This window comes from Rothia uropygialis (genome assembly GCF_004137765.1).
Classification (GTDB): domain Bacteria; phylum Actinomycetota; class Actinomycetes; order Actinomycetales; family Micrococcaceae; genus Rothia.
Map to the genome: position 1 here is coordinate 100581 of NZ_NOIS01000005.1, position 18719 is coordinate 119299.

Genomic DNA, 18719 nt, shown 5'->3' on the forward strand with positions numbered 1-18719 from the left:
TGCTGGCCTTTCCTTGCTCTATGTGCCAAAGCACCGGAACGCTTCAGCGCTCCGGTACCCGACTGGGCCTGGATCCCGTCCTGGGCGGCCCCTGTGTTCCGACCTATTCTAGCCGGGATGTCCTAGTGGCTGAACTCGATTTCGACCTGGGCCGATTCGACGTCCTCAACCGAGATCTCCTCCGGTTCCAGATACTTGGCCGGGACACCCTTGGGAGTCTGTTTCCGACGTGCAATCGTCGCGGTACGCCCATCCGTTTCCTCGAGGCGGGCGACGAAGGTTTCGCCGTCCGAAAGGCGCAGGTTGAGAAGCCGGCCGCGCGAGCGCTTCCAGTGACGAGGTTCGGTCAGTGTGCGGGTTGCACCGGGGGATGTCACCTCGAGCAGGTACGTCTCTTCCGGGTCTCCATCGGTTCGGTCCAGGGTCTCGGAAATCGCTCCGGAGACCTCGGCGATGGTGTCCAGGCTGACGCTGCCTTCCTCGTCTTCCTGAAGATCGACGACGACGGTCACGGTCTGATTCTTTCCTGCGCCGCGGGCGGTGACCTCTTCGAGAACCAGGTCGAACTGCCCGACGACCGGCGAAATGGCCTCGTGCAAGGACGGCAGGTCCAGCGTGTCGGACAGGGAATTCCTCGGATGTGCCTGGTCCGAGTATCCGGCGTTGGCCTTCATCCGAGCGGTCCGACGGCGTTGACGAGAAGTATTCTTGCTGGTGGTGGACTTGGGGTTCGAGCCGTTGTTGGCCAAGAGACCTCCTGTAATGGTCATGTCATGTCCTCTCCCCAGGTTAGCGCCCACAGCCCTGCCCGACATGCCATGATGGTGAGTTGACCCTGGACCGCAACGCATCAGAGGACCACGTTCGGATGAAAAGTTCCGCCGCAAAGACCGTTTTTGTTTTCTTGCTGATCGTGCTCTTGCTCCTGGCCGCAGTTTCAGGGTTCGTCTGGTGGCGAACCACACACAATCAGGGCGGCGTCGCGGCCCAGCAGCAGGCGGCGGCAGAGCTGAAGAGTCTTCAAGTGGCTGTCCAGAGCTCGCGCGTCGCCGGGTCCCAAAAGGACAGCCTCGAATCGGATATTCACGATCAGCTCGATGCGCTGAACCGCTCGGCGGTCGAGGATGCCCAGCCCGAGGAGGATCACGCGCCCCAGGACGTACAGGCCCTGGCACAGCGGATGACTCAGAGTTCACAACGCATTTACGGCCTTGCTTCGAACGCAGGTCTGTCCTCGGACGAGTCCGCCACTCTGACGTCCATCTCGGTCGGTCAATGGGCCACGGTCCAGCTCTTGAACGGAACATTGGCCGAGGTCGCTGACCCGTCGTCGGCGGCGAGCAAGGAGCTCAAGGACCTCACCGGTTTGGGGCAGAACGAGGCGTTGAATGCCGACGGGTTGTGCCCTGCCATGTCCGACGATGCCAAGGACAAGGCCTCCGGGGGCGCTGATTCCCAGCAAGCCGGCGACGGATCGAACGCGGAAGATTCCGAGGACCTCACGAAGGTTCTGACGGGCCTCTACACATCGACCTGGTCCGAGTCCTACTTCCAGGCCCGCGAGGACGTCGACAATATACCGGAAGACACCTCAGAACGGATCGGGGTCGCCGCCACGGTTCATTCTTCCCAGCTTCAACAGCTGCGTGCCGGATTGGATCAGAATTGCTCCGCGATTCCGCAGCCGAAGGCTGCCTACAAGCTCCCCGATGCTGCTACGCGGGACGCGGGGAAAATCATGGCCGAACAGGCGGATCACATCGGCAGCGAATCGATCGGGGTGATCCGATCCCAGAAGCCGGGCAAGTCCGATGCTCGGGGATCTGATTCCTGGACCGCTTGGGGCGCCCGTTCGCTGGCCCTCAACACCGCGATCTCGACCCAGATCAGCGGGGATGTGCCGGCCCTGCCCGGAATTTCCTGACGGATGGTCCCACAGCGGGGTACTGAAATCGGGAGCTGAACAGGTCTCGTCCTTATGCGATAGCGTCGGCGTAGATATCCCAGCCGGTTTTGACGATCAAAACGGCCACCACGGCCAGGAACACGACTCGGATGAACCTGTTCCCTCGGGACACGGCACTTCTGGCCCCGGTATAGCCTCCGACCATGTTGGCGATGCCCAGAAGCAGGCCCAGAGCCCAGACCACCGAACCGTGGAACCCGAAAAACGCCAAGGCACCGAGATTCGTCGCCATGTTGACGACTTTCGCCTGGGCGCTGGCCCGCAAGAAGTTCTGGCCGAGCAGTGTGATGAGACCGATGATCAGAAATGAGCCCGTTCCTGGGCCGAGAACACCGTCGTAGAAACCTATGACGAGCCCCAGCACGGTCGAACGAACGAGCACGCTGCGGGAATCCATCGTGGGCTTGGTCAGCGTCCCCGCGTTCGGTTTGAGCACGGTGAACACGGCCACCGCGATCAGGGCCGCGAGGATCACGGGTTTGAAAACGGCTTGAGGCAAGGATGCGGCCACCGCAGCTCCCGCGAAACTGCCGAAGAATGCTACGCCCGCCATCGGCAACGAGGGCCGGAGCGGCGTCGTCGTGCGACGGAAGTACGTGACCGCGCTGGTGCTGGTTCCGAGCAGAGAACCGAATTTGTTGGTTGCGAGGGCCTGCACCGGGGTCATGCCCGGGATCATGAGCACAACGGGCAATTGAATCAGGCCACCGCCGCCCACCACGGCATCAACCCAACCGGCCAGGAACCCGCCGACGAGTACAAGAACCAGGGTGCCCGGATCCAGGGATTCGATTCCCGCGATCACCTCCCGGGCACCCCGCTTTCATTCGGCTCTATCGTTCAGCGGTTCACGTTACAGAACTCGGTTCAGTCGTCGGAAGCGACCGACGTGGTTTCCTTTACGACTTCGTCCACCACAATCGAGATGTCGACCTCACGGGATTCGCCGCTGGTCCGGTCCTTGATCTCGACTTTGCCGTCCTTGTACCCGCGTCCGATGACCAAGATCGTCGGAACACCGAGCAGCTCGGCGTCGCCGAACTTCACGCCGGGAGACGCCTTGGCACGGTCGTCGAAGATCACCTGCAAACCAGCTCGTTCCAGCTGCTCCACGATGCCTTCGGCGCCGCTCATGATCTCCTCGCCCTTGCCGGCGGCGACCACGTGAACATCCGCCGGTGCCAGGTCGCGGGGCCAGATCAGACCCCGCTCATCGTGATTGGATTCGGCAATGGCAGCGAGCGCTCTGGTGACGCCGACGCCGTACGAACCCATGGTCACGGTGACGAGTTTGCCGTTGGAGTCCAGCACACGAAGCCCTAGGGCATCCGCGTACTTGCGACCGAGGGCGAAGATGTGACCCATCTCGATTCCGCGGGCGGTATGCAAGGGCCCCGAACCATCCGGAGCCTGGTCGCCTTCACGGACTTCACACGCTTCGACGACACCGTCCCAGGTGAAATCCCGCCCGGCAACCAGATCGAAGACATGTCGACCTTGCAGATTCGCGCCCGTGATCCAGGCGGATCCCTCGACCACGCGAGGATCCACGAAATACGGAATGCCAGTCGTCGATTCGGTGCCCAGTGTCGCGGCATCGGTGCTCAGACCGGGCCCGATGTAGCCCTTGACGAGCATCGGGTAGCTGCGCAAGTCTGAATCGTCGGCCTGGTTGACCTCGACTTCGCCGCCGACTTCCAGGGCGTCGCTGAGGCTGACTTCGAGCCGTTTGAGATCGACGGCCCGGTCCCCCGGCACGCCGACGGCGACGATCTGTTTCTCCCCGCTCGGAAGGGTCACGGCCACCAGAAGGTTCTTCAGGGTGTCGGCAGCCGTCCACTGGTGACCGTCTTTCGCGTGGAGCGCATTGGCTTGGGCAACGAGGGTGTCGATGGTCGGCGAGTCCGGAGTTTCCTCGACGTGCGCAGCCGCCTGGCCCTCGATGTCGATGGCCTCGGGGGCCACGGTCGTGACGGCCTCGACGTTGGCTGCGTATCCGCCCTCGGACCGGACGAAGGTATCTTCGCCGATGGGTGTCGGGTGCAGGAATTCCTCGGAGCGTGAGCCGCCCATGGCACCGGACTGCGCCTGAACGATGACGACCTCCAGACCCAAGCGTTTGAAGATTCGCTGATAAGCGCCTCGATGGGCTTGGTAGGCCGCTTCGAGGCCTTCGTCGTCCACGCTGAAGGAGTAGGAATCCTTCATAATGAATTCGCGGCCCCGCAGAAGACCCGCACGGGGACGTGCTTCGTCACGGTATTTGGTCTGGATTTGGTACAAGGTCACCGGCAGGTCCTTGTACGAGGAATACATGTCCTTGACCAGGAGCGTAAACATTTCCTCATGCGTAGGGGCCAAGAGGTAGTCCGCGTCCTTGCGGTCCTTCAGGCGGAAGAGATTCTCTCCGTATTCCTCCCAACGATTGGACGTTTCATACGGCTCACGGGGCAGCAATGCCGGAAAGTGGACTTCCTGGGCGCCGATCGCATCCATTTCCTCGCGAACGATCGCCTCGACCTTGGTCAGGACCCGTAGGCCCAGCGGCAACCACGAATAGATACCGGGAGCCGCCCGGCGGATGTAACCGGCGCGCACCAGGAGTTTATGGCTATCCACTTCCGCGTCGACCGGGTCTTCGCGAAGGGTGCGGAGGAAAAGCGAGGATAGGCGTATGGCCAACTATGAAGTCCGTTTCTTTGAGGTGCCGGTTGTCTCTCGGATAAGTCTAAAGGAGCCCACCGTGGAGTACATACCAGCAGGACAGGAGGCGCCGGTTACATCAGGATCGTCGAGAAGGTCCCGACCTGTTGGAAACCGACGGCCCGGTACAGGGCTCGAGCCGGCCCGTTGTAGTCGTTGACGTACAGGCTGATCCTCGGAAACCGCGGGGCGATCAGCTCGCAAGCCTGTGCCATGAACGATTCCGAAAGCCCTTGGCCCCTGAGACGGGGAGCAAGCCACACGCCCTGGAGCTGGCACATGTCCTGGGCTGCGAGGCCAAGATCCGTCTTGAAGATCACCTTTCCCCTCGTGTCCGTCGCAACGACCGTGCGTCCGGATCGGACGGTTTCGAGGACTCGTTGTGAGTATCCCTCCGGGTTGTGTTCCATCGGCGAGTAGCCGACTTCCTCGGTGAACATTGACACGCTCGCGGGCAGGAGCTCTTCCAGGTCGCTCGGCACGGCCCACCGTACCGGCGACAGACCAGTCGTGGTTTCCCGGTGAGCCACTCGACGCGCGGTCTCATGATCAACCAGGCTCATGAGCGGCTGTTGTGGGCGAATGTCGAAAGGCCGGGGCAGGCCACCGCGAATCAGCTCCCACAGGGGCATGACGAATTCCGCTGGACCGAACAACGATGCGGGCTTTTTGTGGGTCCGCAGGATGTAATCTGCAACCCGGGAGAAGTGGTGACGCTCAAGACGGATGGGTACCAGATTCGCGCCGAACCACACCGCTCCCGTCAGTTCGGAGAGTTCGGTTCTTCCCATCTCCTCAGACGGCTCGAAGACGCCGAGAAAAGGCGAGGCGGAATGCATCCGCGTCAGGAACGAGGGGCGCGGCAGACCGATTCGCTCGTAATGCTCCAGAGGGAACAGATTGGCCACGGGAGACTGGTTGATCAGTCCGAGAAGACTCTCGGTATCGTCGACGGTCAAGGGACGAACGGTCGGCCCCGAGATACGATCTGCGCGTTGCGTCAGGAATTTCACGAAGTCATAGCTCCCGGGGTCATAGGATTTTCACCGGGTCGAAAATGTCCGCGGCGATCAGCAGAACCGACATCCCCATGAAGGCCGCCGCAACCACGTAGGTCAGGGGCAGTAACCTGATCGGGTCGAAATGACCGGGGTCGGCTTTCTTTCTCAACCGGGCCCAGGACCGCCGTATTCCTTCCCATAGGGCGCCCGCAACGTGACCACCATCCAACGGCAGAAGCGGAATCAGATTGAAGACGAAGAGGCTGAAGTTCAACGTTCCCAGAACAGAGACGATGTAGGCAGCTTTGGTCTTGGTGGTGATGTCTTGGGTAGAGGCCACTTCTCCCGCCACACGCCCGACTCCGACCACCGACATCGGAGAATCGGCAGGCCGTTCTTTCTGGGTGAAGAGCGCAACCCCTACGTCCCATACCCGCACCGGAAGCTTGATGATGACGCCGCCGATCTGGTTGAAGGTTTGCCCGATCACCGGCGGAATCTCGGAAATGCTCCCGGCTTTGAGGTCCTGCTCGGGGCTGATCCCGATGAATCCGACTTCTTGCGTTCGGGTCTTGCCCTCGGTGTCCGTCTGGGGCACGCCGGCGGCATCGGTGACGGGACGTTGGGTGATCATCGGGCTCATGCTGAGACCGACTTCGCGGCCGTCCCGTTCGACGACCACGGGTACGTCCTGGTTGCCGTGTTCACGAATGAGACGGCTGAGCTGATCCCAGGAGTCGATATCCTGGTTCGCGAAGCGCACAATCTTGTCACCCGGCTTGATCCCGGCCTCATAGGCGGGTGCCGCTGGGTCCTCTGCCCCGCATTCGGTTTTCTGCTCTTCCTGACCGGCCTGGACCTTTTGAATGCATTGATTGACCGCCGAAACTTTGGTGGTCGGCTGGGCCGTCCCGAAGGACAGAACCACGACACTCAGGCAGAGGATTCCGATCAAGAGATTCATGCAGGGGCCGCCCAGCATGATGATGATTCGCTTGTAGATCGGCAATTGGTAGAACTGACGGTTCTCGTCCCCCGGTTGCAGGCGCTCGGCCTCCATGCTGCGCGTTTCCGAGACCATCTGTTGGACGAGCCCAGTCGAATCGCTCGTGATCTTCTCGCCGTTCTTGTCCGGAGGATACATCCCGATCATCGAGATATACCCGCCGAGCGGTATGGCCTTGAGCCCGTACTCGGTCTCTGCCTTTCGTCGGGAAAAGATGGTTTTGCCAAAACCGATCATGTACTGGGTGACCCGGACATTGAATAATTTGGCGGGCACCAAATGTCCGACTTCGTGCAGTGCGATCGACACAGCGATGCCCACGGCCATGATGAGGACGCCGAGCACGAACATGAGCCATGACCCGCCCAGAACTTGAGAAAGATCCACTAAAGCCTCCCGTCCGTTCCCATCGTGGACGGTTCTCCGCCCCCGCGCTCGATTCTACGGTTTCCCGACCGCATTAATGACCCCTATGGAGCGGTGTACCACCGACGACCACGCATGGGCTCATCCCACAATGCCGAATTTCTTGAGCCGCTGGCGGTCCGCAGCGGTGGCCGACATCTGCAATCGCAATAATTCCGAGTAAATACCGCCCGAGGACGCAAGCTCGCTGGGAGTTCCGATTTCACGGATCCTACCGTTCTCCAACGTCACGATGCGGTCGACAGCCGAGATCGTGGACAGGCGGTGGGCAATGATCAGACTCGTTCGTCCGACCATCAGCCGGTCGAGAGCATCCTGAACGACTCGCTCGGACCGAGTATCCAAGGCGCTTGTCGCTTCATCAAGGATCAGGATCGGAGCGTCCTTGAGGATCGCCCGGGCCACGGCGATCCTCTGTTTCTGTCCGCCCGAAAGCTTCAAACCCCGCTCCCCGATCAGCGAGTCGTAACCGTCGGCGAATTTCCGGACGAAGATGTCAGCGTTGGCCTGTTCTGCGGCCTTCACGATCTCTTGACGGCTCGCATCGGGCCGAGCGTAGGCGATGTTTTCCGCGATGGTTCCCGAGAAGAGAGATGCGTCCTGGAAGACCATGCCCATCGCGGCCCTCAACTGTCCGAGGGTCGACGTAGAGGTATCGAAGCCGGCGACCGTCACTCTTCCCGTCGTGGGCATGTACAGGCCTTGCAGAAGGGACATTAGGGTCGATTTGCCGCCTCCCGACTCTCCAACGAAGGCTACTTTCTCGCCACGGGCGATCGAGAGCGTGATGTCTTCAAGAACCGCCTGTTCGCCGTCATAGGCGAACGAGACGCGGTCGAAGGTGATCACGGGGTCCGGCAGTCGGTCAGTGCGCGGGGTCGACGGCTCAGGTACAGCAGGCGTTTCCGGCGAAACCTGTTGGATCGTTCCGGTCACCGTCGGGGCCACAACGGAACCGGCACGAGGATCGTTCGGCAGGTTCATGACCTCGAAGTACTCCCGCGAGCCCGCAATCGCGCGCTGGGCCGAGTCGATGATCCACGAGAGCATCGCGACGGGCTGTGACGCCATAGCCATGAGCTGGATCATGAGCACCATGTCTCCCAAGGAGAAATCGCCTTCGAGTGTCTTCCAGAAGATCAGCAGGTACATCGCGAAGAACACTAGGTTGAGAACGGACCTCCGGTAGTTGTCCATACGGTGCCAATGCCGAGACTGGTCTTTCGTCAGGGATACGGTGTCCGTGAAGTGACGGGTGAAGGCCGCCAATTCCCTGGCTTGGGTTCCGAAGGACTTGACCACCCTCAGCTGGGAGATGACTTCGTTGAATCTGCCTCCGGCCAGGTCGATGTGCTCGTTCTTGTCCCGCTCCCAGACTTGCCATTTCTTGCTGGTCAACCCGGTCAGCCAGAGATACATCGGATAGATGATCAGCAGGAGAACGGCCAGGGGCCAGTAGTAGACGAACATGATAACCAGCACGGCGATGGTCGTGATGATCGTCGAGAAGAAGTTGTTCGACATCGACTTGATGAAGAAGGTGACTTCCGCGATCGACCGGTTCAGCCGGGAGACGACGGACCCGGTGAGTTGAGTATCGAAATAGCTTTGGGGAAGGCTCAACAGCTTGTGGAAATACCGGGTCGAGAGCAGGGAACGCATCCGTTGCCCCATGATGTCGCCCAGGTATCCGCCGTAGTTGGAGATGAAGGTGCTGAACAGCTGCATGATCAGATACAGGCCCGCAAACGTGAAAATGATGCGGACGGTCGAGTCGCCGTGCCCGTTGAGGGCCGCGACCACAGCATCTGTCGCGAATTTCAAGACGAATGGGGTCGCCAGGGACGCGATTGCCGTCAAGACCGAACAGATGAGGATACCGACGTAAAACGGCCAGAGGGATCCGGTGGCCTTCATGATGCGGAATATGCTCCGCATAGTACTTCTCCTTCCAGAGCACGACGCCGTGGTGCCGGAAGGATCACGGCGGTTTCAACCTCGAGCCCCGAAGGGTGAGACTGTGAAGCGCCGTGCCACGCGTCAGCGCAATGCTTGGGTCAGCTGAATGGCCTTCTCCAGGAAGGCATCCACCTGCGCTTCGTCATAGGCATGTTTGGATGTGGCCGCTCGGAACGAGGCCCGTCGAATCAAGGTCGGCTTGAGATCGTCGCTGTGACGGAAATATTCCAACAAGTCCGCACACAGGCTATCGACATCGCCCACGAAGTAGCCTTCGATGCGACGTCGCGCCGGTCGTCTGAATCGCTCACCGTCATTTCTCTTCAAACGACCCATCACGAGGTCAGCCAGTTGCGAGGCGTAGTCGTGCCATGCCTCGTGGCCGTTCTGCTGAATCGATATCTGTTTCTCCACAGTAGCGAATCTGTCCTCGTAGGACTCCAGCGCGAAGTCCACGTCCGCGGGCTCGTATCCGCCCTTCTCGGGTTCGAACTCAACGGCGCGGATCTCGTCCGCGGTGATAACGCCCTCGGCTAGACCTTGTCGCAGCAATTCCATGTCCCTGCCGCACCGATCCAGAATTTCCCGAACCTGTCGAACAGAATACCCGCTCTTCTTGGGATCGACCCGACCGATTCGGCCTAGTTCTTGGGTAGCCGAAATAGAGTCGTCGTTCTGTTCCGGAATGGATGAGCCGGGCATGTATTCCTCCAGTGAGCGTTGATGGGGTCAGACCAGAAGTGCTGCGAAGATGACGTATCCAATGGCGGCTGCGAAGACGATTGAGTCAAGCCGGTCCATCACACCACCGTGACCAGGCAAGATGTTGCTCATGTCCTTGATCCCGATTTCTCTTTTGACCATGGACTCGGACAAATCTCCTACGGTGGAAGCGATCACCAGAAGGACGGCGATCACAATGCCGTTCCACCACGGCGACCCCAGTAGGAAGACCGCGCACAATACTGCCACGATCATGGACCCGATCATGGACCCGGCAAAGCCTTCCCAGGTTTTTTTGGGGCTAATCCTAGGTGCCATGGGGTGTTTACCGAAGAAAACGCCGGCGATGTAGCCCCAGGTGTCATTACCTACGGCCATGAGGACGATTGTGAACACCTTTGCAGCACCGTTGTCTTCGCGGAAGATCAGGACTGCTAACGCGAGCATGAACGGAACCCAGCACATCACAAAGATCCCACCCATGATGGACAGCAACATCCCGGATTTCTGCCCGAACGCTCGCCACAGTGTCAGGAGACTGACGGCGCCCAACACGGACAGTATCAGTGCTTCTCCCCCGCCGAAATACGCGGCGAAAGGCAGCAGGGCGCCCGTGACGAGGGCAGGAATGAGCGGCACGCGCATCCCGCGCTTGTGGTTCAGAGCTTGGCCGACCTCCCAAGTTCCCACGGCCGCCGCCAGGGCGGCGAAGGCCACGATCACCATCGGAACAAAGAACAGCCCGATGATGACGACGACCACCAGGGTCACGCCAACCCCGATAGCCGCCGGGAGGTCTCTGCCTGCCCGAGACTTCTTCTCTGGGGTCGACGAAGACTCTGTAGGAGACGACATCAGACCTCGAGAAGCTCGGCTTCCTTGCGCTTGAACAGATCGTCGATCTGGTCGATGTGCTTCTTGGTGATGGAATCCAACTCCTTTTCGGCGCGGTTGCCTTCATCCTCGCCCGCGTCCCCGTCCTTGACGATCTTCTCGATCGCGGTCTTGGCCGTGCGTCGGATGTTGCGAACCGCCACGCGGGCGTCCTCGGCCTTGCCGGAGACCATGCGCACGTATTCCTTGCGTCGTTCTTCGGTCAGTTCAGGCATCACAATGCGAATCACATTGCCGTCGTTGGCTGGATTCGCACCCATGTCGGAATCTCGCAAGGCTTTCTCGATGTCGCCCAGGGCCGACTTGTCGAAAGGCGTAATGAGAAGGGTACGTGCTTCCGGGTTCTGGAAAGAAGCCAACTGCTGCAGGGGCGTCGGGGTTCCGTAGTAGCTCACCAGGACGCCCGAGAACAGCGAGGGGTTGGCACGGCCAGTGCGCACCGCGGCGAAGTCGTCCTTCGCCGTGTCGACCGCTTTGCCCATCTTGGTACGGGCTTCGGACAGGGAATCTTCGATCAATTCGATCTCCTCATTCGGTGTAGTCACATCCATTCGGATGTGGCCTAGACGGCCGCCGCCGACCGGCCCGGAAAGACCGGGTACGGCACCGTCTAAAGTCTCCTTGATTCAGTTTAGCGACCTGATTCGGGGACGGGCGAACCCATCCGCCCTCGTCACACTAGGCAGTGACCAGGGTTCCGATTTCTTCACCGAGGATCGCGCGGGCAACGTTGCCCTCGCCCTGCATGCCGAATACACGCATCGTCACGTTGTTGTCCTTGCAGAGGCTGAATGCCGTCTGGTCCATGACGCGGATGTTCCGTTGCAGCGCCTCGTCGTAAGTCAGGTGAGTCAGACGTTCCGCGGTGGGGTCGACCTTGGGGTCGGCAGTGTAGACACCGTCGACGCCGTTCTTGGCAACGAGCACCTCGTCCGCACGGATTTCCAAGGCTCGTTGCGCCGCGACCGTGTCGGTCGAGAAATACGGAAGACCTGCCCCGGCCCCGAAGATCACCACACGATCCTTTTCCATGTGCCGGATGGCCCGACGCGGAATGTAATTCTCCGCGACCTGGGCCATTTCGATGGCCGACTGCACGCGAGTGTCCACGCCGCTCTGCTCCAGGATGTCCTGGAGCGCCAGGGAATTCATGACCGTTCCGAGCATGCCCATGTAATCGGCGCGGGACCGATCGAGACCCGCGGAAGACAGTTCGGCACCCCGAAAGAAATTGCCGCCACCGACGACGATCGACGTTTCGGCCTGACCAACCGTCGAAGCGATCTGTTCGGCGAACTTTCGGACCACGGTCGTGTCGATACCGACGCGGCCGCCGCCGAAGACCTCCCCGGAAAGCTTGAGCAAGACCCTGCGGCGCTGTGGTTCGGCTGAAGGGGTGGTATTGACGGACATGGATCCTCCTGGGCTCTTGACCCTGCGTTCTCGTGGTTGGGCTGGTCGTCCCCAGCTAGCTTACGCAAAGAGGGAGCGTCCACACATGGTGGACGCTCCCTCAAACACTCCGTTGATCAGTTGCCAACTCGGAAGCGGACAAAGCCGGTGGCCTTGGCTCCTGCTTCCTCCAGCACCTGTCCGACGGACTTCTTGGAGTCCTTGGCGAAGTCCTGATCGACCAGGGTGTTCTCCTTGAAGAAGCCCTTCAGGCGACCCTGAACGATCTGCGGAATGATCTTCTCCGGCTTGCCCTCGGAACGGGCGGTCTCCTCGGCGATGTGACGCTCGGATTCGACCTGCTCGGCCGGGATGCCCGACTCGTCCAAGAACTTCGGAGCCATAGCTGCAATGTGGACGGCAACGTCATGTGCGACCTCGTCCGCGTCCTTGCCATCGACGGCGAGCAGGACGCCAACCTGAGCCGGGAGGTCCTTCGAGGTCTTGTGGAGGTAGACGGCAACGTTCTCGCCCTCGAGGCGAGCAACACGGCGCACAACGACCTTCTCCCCGAGAAGAGCGCCCGCCTCGGTGACCTGCTCCTCGACGGTCTTGCCGTTCGAGGTGGCCTTGAGGAGGTCCTCCAAGTTGTCGACGTCGGCGCTCACGGCCGCGTCGAGAACCGAGTTGCCGAATTCGATGAACGGGGCCGACTTCGCCACGAAATCGGTCTCCGAGTTGACCTCGACGAGATAGCCGACGCCGTTCTCGACGCGTGCAGCGACGAGACCTTCGGCGGTCGCACGACCTTCACGCTTGGTCACGCCCTTGAGGCCCTTCACGCGGATGATCTCGAGAGCTTTCTGCTGATCTCCCTCGGCCTCGTCCAAAGCCTTCTTGACATCGAGCATGCCGGCACCGGTGCGCTCGCGCAGCGCCTTGATATCGGCTGCAGTGTAGTTCGCCATGTGAACTCCTTAGGTTTTTTGATGAGCACGTGAACGCAAGGCCGGGCCGGTGCGGCCCGGCCTTGCGGATACTGTGCGGTCCGATCAAGCGCGGACCGGTCAGCTACGGATTAGTTGGAAGAGGCCTCGGTGGACTCTTCAGCCTCGGTCTTCTCCGAGCCCTCGGACTCTGAAGCCTTCTCGGCCTCGGAAGCGGTCTCGGATGCCTTCTGAGCCTCGTGCTGCTCGAGAAGTTCCTTCTCCCACTCTGCCATGGGCTCCTCTGCGGCGTCAGCCTTGCCGGACTGCTTGTTGTTGCGCTCAAGAAGGCCCTCGGCCACAGCGTCGGCGACGACGCGAGTCAGCAGGTTCACGGAGCGGATGGCGTCATCGTTGCCCGGGATCGGGAAAGCGACTTCGTCCGGATCGCAGTTGGTGTCCAGGATGGCCACGACCGGGATGCCCAATTTCTGGGCCTCGTCGACCGCGAGGTGCTCCTTCTTCGTGTCAACTACCCACAACAGTGACGGGGTCTTGGACAGATTGCGGATACCGCCCAAGGTCTTCTCGAGCTTCTCGAACTCGCGACGGAGCAGAAGCAGTTCCTTCTTGGTGTACTGCGATGCGGCGACGTCGTCGAAGTCGACCTGCTCGAGTTCCTTCATGCGGTCAATACGCTTGGAAACGGTTGCGAAGTTGGTCAGCATACCGCCGAGCCAGCGATGGTTGACGTAAGGCATGTTGACGCGGGTGGCCTGCTCGGCAATGGCCTCCTGGGCCTGCTTCTTGGTACCCACGAAAAGAATGGTTCCACCGTGTGCAACGGTCGCCTTGACGGCTTCGAAGGCACGATCAATGAATTCGAGCGACTGCTGCAAATCGATGATGTAGATGCCGTTGCGCTCGGTAAAGATGAAACGCTTCATCTTCGGGTTCCAACGACGGGTCTGGTGGCCGAAATGGACACCGGAATCGAGCAACTGACGCATAGTTACGACGGGCATGTCGTCTCCTTTGTGCGATGCGCCCCAAATACTTTAGGGCAGCGCATCGGCCTAGTAGTTATCGGTTTTCCATGAAGCGAGCATGTAACCCGCTCCATTCCTAGCGACCTGCGATTCCCATGCCGGTTGCCCGGCTGGATCCAGAACCTACCGTTACCGTCTCCTTCAAAAGCGACGGACCGTTGGTAGGCACCGCCCTCCGTATGCGGAGGGCGCGCTGGCCACGCGAAGTCAGCGGACATAGTTGTTCCGCTGCTACGGCAACTATACAGCACGCCAAAGCCCTCCACCGTCCGAGCATCCACCGATCTGAATCACACTTTTCCACCGAAGTAGGTATTCACGCCGAATTCTTCCGAAACGGCTCGTGACGAGGGCCTTTGATGGTGACATGAACGCTGTCCTTGCCTTTGCCCTCGCCGCCGTCCTGGGAGTGGCGCCCGCGCTTGGCATACCGCCTTACACGCCTTCCGGGGTGCCCCGGTGGGTATGGCCGACCTCACCCGTCCCCGCGGTCGAAAGAAAATTCGAGAAACCCGCCCGAAAGTGGGACCCGGGCCACCGAGGCGTGGACCTGGCCGCGAGCCCCGGGCAGACGATCAGATCGCCGACGTCGGGAATCGTGACCTTTTCCGGTCGGGTCGTTGACCGTGGCGTCATCACGGTGACCACGGACGATGGCTATCTCACGAGTTTCGAGCCCGTGACCGAACAGCTGCCTCGGGGCACCCGGGTCTCTTCGGGCGATGTCATAGCGAGACGAGACCCGGAGCAACCGCACGACGGGTGCTTTTCCTGCCTCCACTGGGGCGTTCGACACGGCGGTGACTACGTGAATCCGCTCTTGTTGGTGGGAGCCCTTCGCCCGTCCATCTTGTGGCCTCTCCCCCGCGGTCCAGGCCTCTGACCTTGAGCCATGGCCCAAGACCCCTGTCTTTCCATTCCATGATGTGGATTTGTACATGCCAGGAACTCTGCAATCCCTTAGTGTGAATGTGCGAAGCTTCGCTCAGAGCCTCTCGCTGGAAAGGACGCCGATCACTCGTGACCATTCACTACGTCAGCCGACACAAGATCGCAGTGGCCCTGGGAATGACGCCTGCGGCCATACAACAACGTCACAACGCAGGCACGATGCCCAAGCCTGACGCCATCCTGCACGGGTCCAAGGCATCGGAATGGTTCGGGTGGAAGAGGGAAACCATCGAGAAATGGGCTCCCAGCATCGGGCGAAAAGTCGACTGGACGCGGTCCGGAAAATAGGTTGAGGCCAACCAAATCGCGATGAGCCCGCTTGCGGCCGTCATCGTGCGGCCGGAAGCGAGCTCATTTCGGTAGGGGGTGCGGGGCTTGAACCCGCGACCAAAGGATTATGAGTCCTCTGCTCTGACCAGCTGAGCTAACCCCCCGAATGATATTTGCCTGGTCCTACACAAAGAGCAGGACCAAACAGCTATCTAGAATACCGCATGTAGACCCCGCCCACGGTCACCCCGGATCATTGGCCGTTTCTTCACGTCCTTGCGTACCGCAAAAATACGGTTGGCCGCGATCACTGCCCCTCGGGCCCATTGTAAGAGCCGTCGTACATGGCCTCGAAAGCGTCCCACGTCTTCTCCACGGAATGCTGCTTGGCCATGGTGTGGCTGATTTCACCCATTCGGCGTCGTGTCTCGTCCGAGGCCGTCAAGACACTCAAGAGCTTGTCGCTGAGGTCCTTTTCATTCCCGGGCTCGAACAGATAACCGTTCTCGCCTTCGCGCACCAAGTGGGGCAACGCCAAAGCATCGGCCAGAACTACGGGCGTGGAGGCCGACATCGCCTCCAGCGTGACCAGAGACTGCAATTCTGCGGTCCCGGGCTGGCAGAAGATATCGGCCCGGAGGTATCCGGCGCGCAATTCGGCGTCCGACACGAAGCCCAGAAAATCGACACGGTCCTCGACCCCGAATTCGCGAGAAACTTCTTTGAGTTGATCCTCGATCTCTCCGCTTCCCGCCAATTCAACGTGGGCGTTCAGGTGGGCAGGCAAGAGAGACAGCGCCTTGATCAGAACGTCGATGTTCTTCTCGACCGCGAGCCGACCGGCGAAGAAGATCACGGGATAGTCCTTCTTGTCGATCTGCTCCCCGTGCTCCAACTCGTAGACGGACGAGTCGATTCCGTTGGAAACCGGAATGACCGGCGTTTTGAAACCGTGATCGTGCATCGCTTTCGCACCGATCGGCGTCGGCGTGGTGACGTATTCGGCCCGCCCAAGGACCCTTTCCATGTCCTTCCATGAACACTTCGAGATGAAGTCCAGCGCTATCTGCGGAAACGGCAGAAACGGGTTCAGGTTCTCCGGCATGAAGTGGTTGGTCGCAACCATTCGTATCCCTCGACGCTTGCACTCCCAGGACAGCATCCGACCAATGATGTAGTGGCATTGGATGTGGACCACATCCGGCTTGACCTGGTCCAGGATCCGCCCCACATGCAATTGCATCTCCCAAGGAAAGCAAAACCGGAAATAGGGGTGCGTCGGCGGGTGGTGCGATCGCAGGCGATGCTCCCTAATCCCGTCGATCTCGATGTCGTACGAGGCGCCGCCCGTAGTACGAGCCGCGATGACGTGGACTTCGTGGCCACGGTCCTTCATTCCCAGGGCCAATCGGTGGCCGAACTGGGCCGCACCATTGACGTCGGGCGGGTAAGTATCCGCACCAATGAGGATCTTGAGGGGCTTGGTAGTCATAAGTCGGTGGCGTTCCGTCGTCTATTCGAAGGGTCGTGGCGTCCACGCGGTCCCCAACAGTCTACCGATCCCTCACCTGCTGTCGCCGAGGCCACCCTGAGGCGTGGCTCATGGTTCCGAGGCCCCGCACAACGCAACGACGCCCGCCCACCGGAAGGTGAGCGGGCGTCCTCGTGAATCAAGGTCCGGCTGGTGCCGGGGACCGTTGCCTTACTTCTTCTTGAAGAGGCGTCCGAGGAACACGAAGAACGCGCCGACCGACACTGCGAAGGCAGTGAGCGGCTTCCAGCGTGCCTTGAGATTCTCCGGGTCGGAAATGTTCGCGGTGAAGTTCGATGCGGCAGACTTCGCGCGATCCGGCGCCGACTGGGCATCCGACTTGGACTTATCCACGAGTCCGGTAGCAGAGGACTGCACCGAAGAGAACTGGTTGCCGAAGTCGTCCCGCAATGACTTGAGGTGATCGCGGCGCGCCTTGGTGCGCTGCTCCAGCTGGTCCTGCGTCGGCTGAGCGTTCTGCGGAGCCTGGCCGGACTTCTCCTGGCGCTTCTTCTCTTCCTTGGCTTTCTGCTTCTCGTCGGCCTTGGCTTCTTGCTTCTCTTGCATCTCACGACGCACGCGGCTCGAGGTGTAAGACGAGCCTTCCTTGGCCACTCCAAGGTCGTAGAGGAATCCGAAGATCGCAGACTCCGGCTTGAGCGGCATCTGCTTCTTGATCTTCATCAAACCAACGAGAGCGAAGATCGCCAGAAGGACGATAAACAGCGCGGCGAAGAGCAAGGCCGAAAGCCACAGCGGCATAACGGTCGCGAGGCCGGCGATGGCGGCCCCGATCAATGCGATCGTCGCGAAGAGTAGGAATACCAGCCCTACGACGACGAATGCCGCACCGACGCCGAGCTTGATGCCCTTGTCCTTCAGCTCGAGCTTCGCAATTTGGATTTCGTCTTTGATCTGCTTGGGGCCCAGTCGGGAGGCCACCTTGCCGATACCCAGTACCTGACTGGCCCCAGCCTTGAGAGAGCTGAAGCCTCCCCGGTACGAACGGGGCTTTTGGTAGTTAGCGGTCTCTCCGTTGTCGATGGAGTGAGACATCAAGCCTCCCTAGTGAATGCCGGTGAACGTCACAGCCAAACCTATCATTTTTGGGCCCATATCGAGAGTTGCGCCACTTGAACCCCAGGAATTACCAATATTTAAGACCTCAGGCCCGAGTCTCGGTACACCACATGACAATGTTTCAAATCGAGAACAAACCTCGAATGCCAGACAGATACAGGAGCTCCGGGTTCCTTGCGCGCGGAAGACCTCAGCGGCCGGCACCAATAAACACGACGCGGCCCAATGGCGGAGAACATGCAGCAGAATACTCAATGTTCCGGAAAACCTTGCAGTTTGCCCGTTGGAGCACCATCGGGGTGCAACAAGCAATCACCGGCATCGCAATTTTCCGAGGCCGTGATGCTATAACCCGTCAGATGCCGCCCTAATGATGTACCGAATGGGAAAAGAACGTCGAATCCTTGAGCAGGTTCAATTGAGCTATCGGCAGCTATAGAAGTATCCTTGGGGAATGTCGGAAGGGGTCCGACGGATGTCGCGGCGGGTCTATCCCCCATTTCGATTCGCCGCCACATCATCCAACCCCTAGGCGCCCCGGTTTGCCCATAGCCTACCGGGGCGCCGTTCTATTTGGCATGAAAGAGAATAGTCCAGAAATGAGTACGTGCATTCGTTCAACTGGACAAAAGAAAAACCCGGTATCACTTTCATGATACCGGGTTACTTCACACCGCACATGCGATGGTTACCGCTCCCCCGACTGGACTCGAACCAGTAACCCTTCGATTAACAGTCGAATGCTCTGCCAATTGAGCTACGGGGGACCGCTACCGAACGTTTATCAACGTTCGCAACAGCATTAGACTTTACAGCTTCCGGCGCCGGGACGCAAAACCGCA

Annotated in this window: 17 protein-coding genes and 2 tRNA genes; 3 read left to right on the top strand and 16 right to left on the bottom strand. The window is 60.2% G+C overall.

The genetic code is table 11. The features are described 5' to 3' along the window. Nucleotides 1-122 precede the first annotated feature (122 nt). A complete protein-coding gene (locus EWV35_RS13210; RefSeq protein WP_165168548.1) occupies nt 123-770 on the bottom strand; it encodes a ribosome maturation factor RimP in 648 nt (215 codons plus the stop codon). 98 nt (nt 771-868) lie between these two features. On the opposite strand from EWV35_RS13210, the gene EWV35_RS13215 reads away from it, so the two are divergent. After that, the gene (locus EWV35_RS13215; protein WP_165168550.1) at nt 869-1924 is read left to right on the top strand and encodes a hypothetical protein; all 1056 of its coding nucleotides are present in this window, start codon (nt 869-871) and stop codon (nt 1922-1924) included. Between the two features lie 52 nt (nt 1925-1976). Here EWV35_RS13215 and EWV35_RS11605 read toward each other — a convergent pair whose 3' ends face one another. From EWV35_RS11605 to rpsB, 11 genes are all read right to left on the bottom strand, one after another. Continuing rightward, complete coding sequence (locus tag EWV35_RS11605) at nt 1977-2771, bottom strand: TSUP family transporter (RefSeq protein ID WP_129662093.1); 795 nt, start codon at nt 2769-2771, stop codon at nt 1977-1979. 62 nt (nt 2772-2833) lie between these two features. Next, nucleotides 2834-4648 (bottom strand): proline--tRNA ligase, encoded by a 1815-nt coding sequence (locus EWV35_RS11610; protein WP_129662095.1) that lies wholly within the window; start codon nt 4646-4648, stop codon nt 2834-2836. A 95-nt stretch (nt 4649-4743) separates the two neighbouring features. After that, nucleotides 4744-5682: a GNAT family N-acetyltransferase gene (locus tag EWV35_RS11615; RefSeq protein WP_129662097.1), complete on the bottom strand. Its 939-nt coding sequence runs from the start codon at nt 5680-5682 to the stop codon at nt 4744-4746. A gap of 19 nt (nt 5683-5701) precedes the next feature. Continuing rightward, on the bottom strand, nt 5702-7027 hold the full coding sequence (locus tag EWV35_RS11620; RefSeq protein WP_129662372.1) for a M50 family metallopeptidase: 1326 nt from the start codon (nt 7025-7027) through the stop codon (nt 5702-5704). 156 nt (nt 7028-7183) lie between these two features. Next, entirely contained in the window at nt 7184-9040 is a 1857-nt protein-coding gene (locus tag EWV35_RS11625) for an ABC transporter ATP-binding protein (protein WP_129662098.1), read from the bottom strand. Nucleotides 9041-9142: 102 nt separating this feature from the next. Beyond that, the gene (locus tag EWV35_RS11630) at nt 9143-9763 is read right to left on the bottom strand and encodes a DivIVA domain-containing protein (protein WP_129662100.1); all 621 of its coding nucleotides are present in this window, start codon (nt 9761-9763) and stop codon (nt 9143-9145) included. Nucleotides 9764-9790: 27 nt separating this feature from the next. Beyond that, entirely contained in the window at nt 9791-10639 is an 849-nt protein-coding gene (locus tag EWV35_RS11635) for a phosphatidate cytidylyltransferase (RefSeq protein ID WP_129662102.1), read from the bottom strand. Next, on the bottom strand, nt 10639-11196 hold the full coding sequence (gene frr / locus EWV35_RS11640) for a ribosome recycling factor (RefSeq protein WP_129360835.1): 558 nt from the start codon (nt 11194-11196) through the stop codon (nt 10639-10641). The genes EWV35_RS11635 and frr overlap by 1 nt, the downstream gene beginning before the upstream one ends. Before the next feature lie 160 nt (nt 11197-11356). Further along, nucleotides 11357-12091: a UMP kinase gene (gene pyrH / locus EWV35_RS11645; protein WP_129662104.1), complete on the bottom strand. Its 735-nt coding sequence runs from the start codon at nt 12089-12091 to the stop codon at nt 11357-11359. A gap of 116 nt (nt 12092-12207) precedes the next feature. Then, the gene (gene tsf / locus EWV35_RS11650; RefSeq protein WP_129360640.1) at nt 12208-13038 is read right to left on the bottom strand and encodes a translation elongation factor Ts; all 831 of its coding nucleotides are present in this window, start codon (nt 13036-13038) and stop codon (nt 12208-12210) included. Between the two features lie 110 nt (nt 13039-13148). After that, nucleotides 13149-14021, bottom strand: a complete 873-nt coding sequence (gene rpsB, locus EWV35_RS11655) for a 30S ribosomal protein S2 (RefSeq protein WP_129662106.1) — start codon at nt 14019-14021, stop codon at nt 13149-13151. 391 nt (nt 14022-14412) lie between these two features. On the opposite strand from rpsB, the gene EWV35_RS11660 reads away from it, so the two are divergent. Both EWV35_RS11660 and EWV35_RS11665 read left to right on the top strand, forming a co-directional pair. Further along, nucleotides 14413-14928 (top strand): M23 family metallopeptidase, encoded by a 516-nt coding sequence (locus EWV35_RS11660; RefSeq protein ID WP_129662108.1) that lies wholly within the window; start codon nt 14413-14415, stop codon nt 14926-14928. A 137-nt stretch (nt 14929-15065) separates the two neighbouring features. Then, on the top strand, nt 15066-15284 hold the full coding sequence (locus EWV35_RS11665) for a hypothetical protein (protein ID WP_129662110.1): 219 nt from the start codon (nt 15066-15068) through the stop codon (nt 15282-15284). 72 nt (nt 15285-15356) lie between these two features. On the opposite strand, the gene EWV35_RS11670 is transcribed toward EWV35_RS11665, so the two are convergent. The 4 genes from EWV35_RS11670 to EWV35_RS11685 all read right to left on the bottom strand — a co-directional run bounded on the left by EWV35_RS11670 (nt 15357) and on the right by EWV35_RS11685 (nt 18644). Continuing rightward, nucleotides 15357-15430, bottom strand: a tRNA-Ile gene (locus tag EWV35_RS11670). Nucleotides 15431-15573: 143 nt separating this feature from the next. Continuing rightward, nucleotides 15574-16758: a glycosyltransferase gene (locus EWV35_RS11675; protein ID WP_129662112.1), complete on the bottom strand. Its 1185-nt coding sequence runs from the start codon at nt 16756-16758 to the stop codon at nt 15574-15576. Between the two features lie 210 nt (nt 16759-16968). Then, nucleotides 16969-17853, bottom strand: a complete 885-nt coding sequence (locus EWV35_RS11680) for a phage holin family protein (protein WP_129662114.1) — start codon at nt 17851-17853, stop codon at nt 16969-16971. Between the two features lie 718 nt (nt 17854-18571). Further along, nucleotides 18572-18644: transfer RNA gene (locus EWV35_RS11685), tRNA-Asn, on the bottom strand. Nucleotides 18645-18719 lie beyond the last annotated feature (75 nt).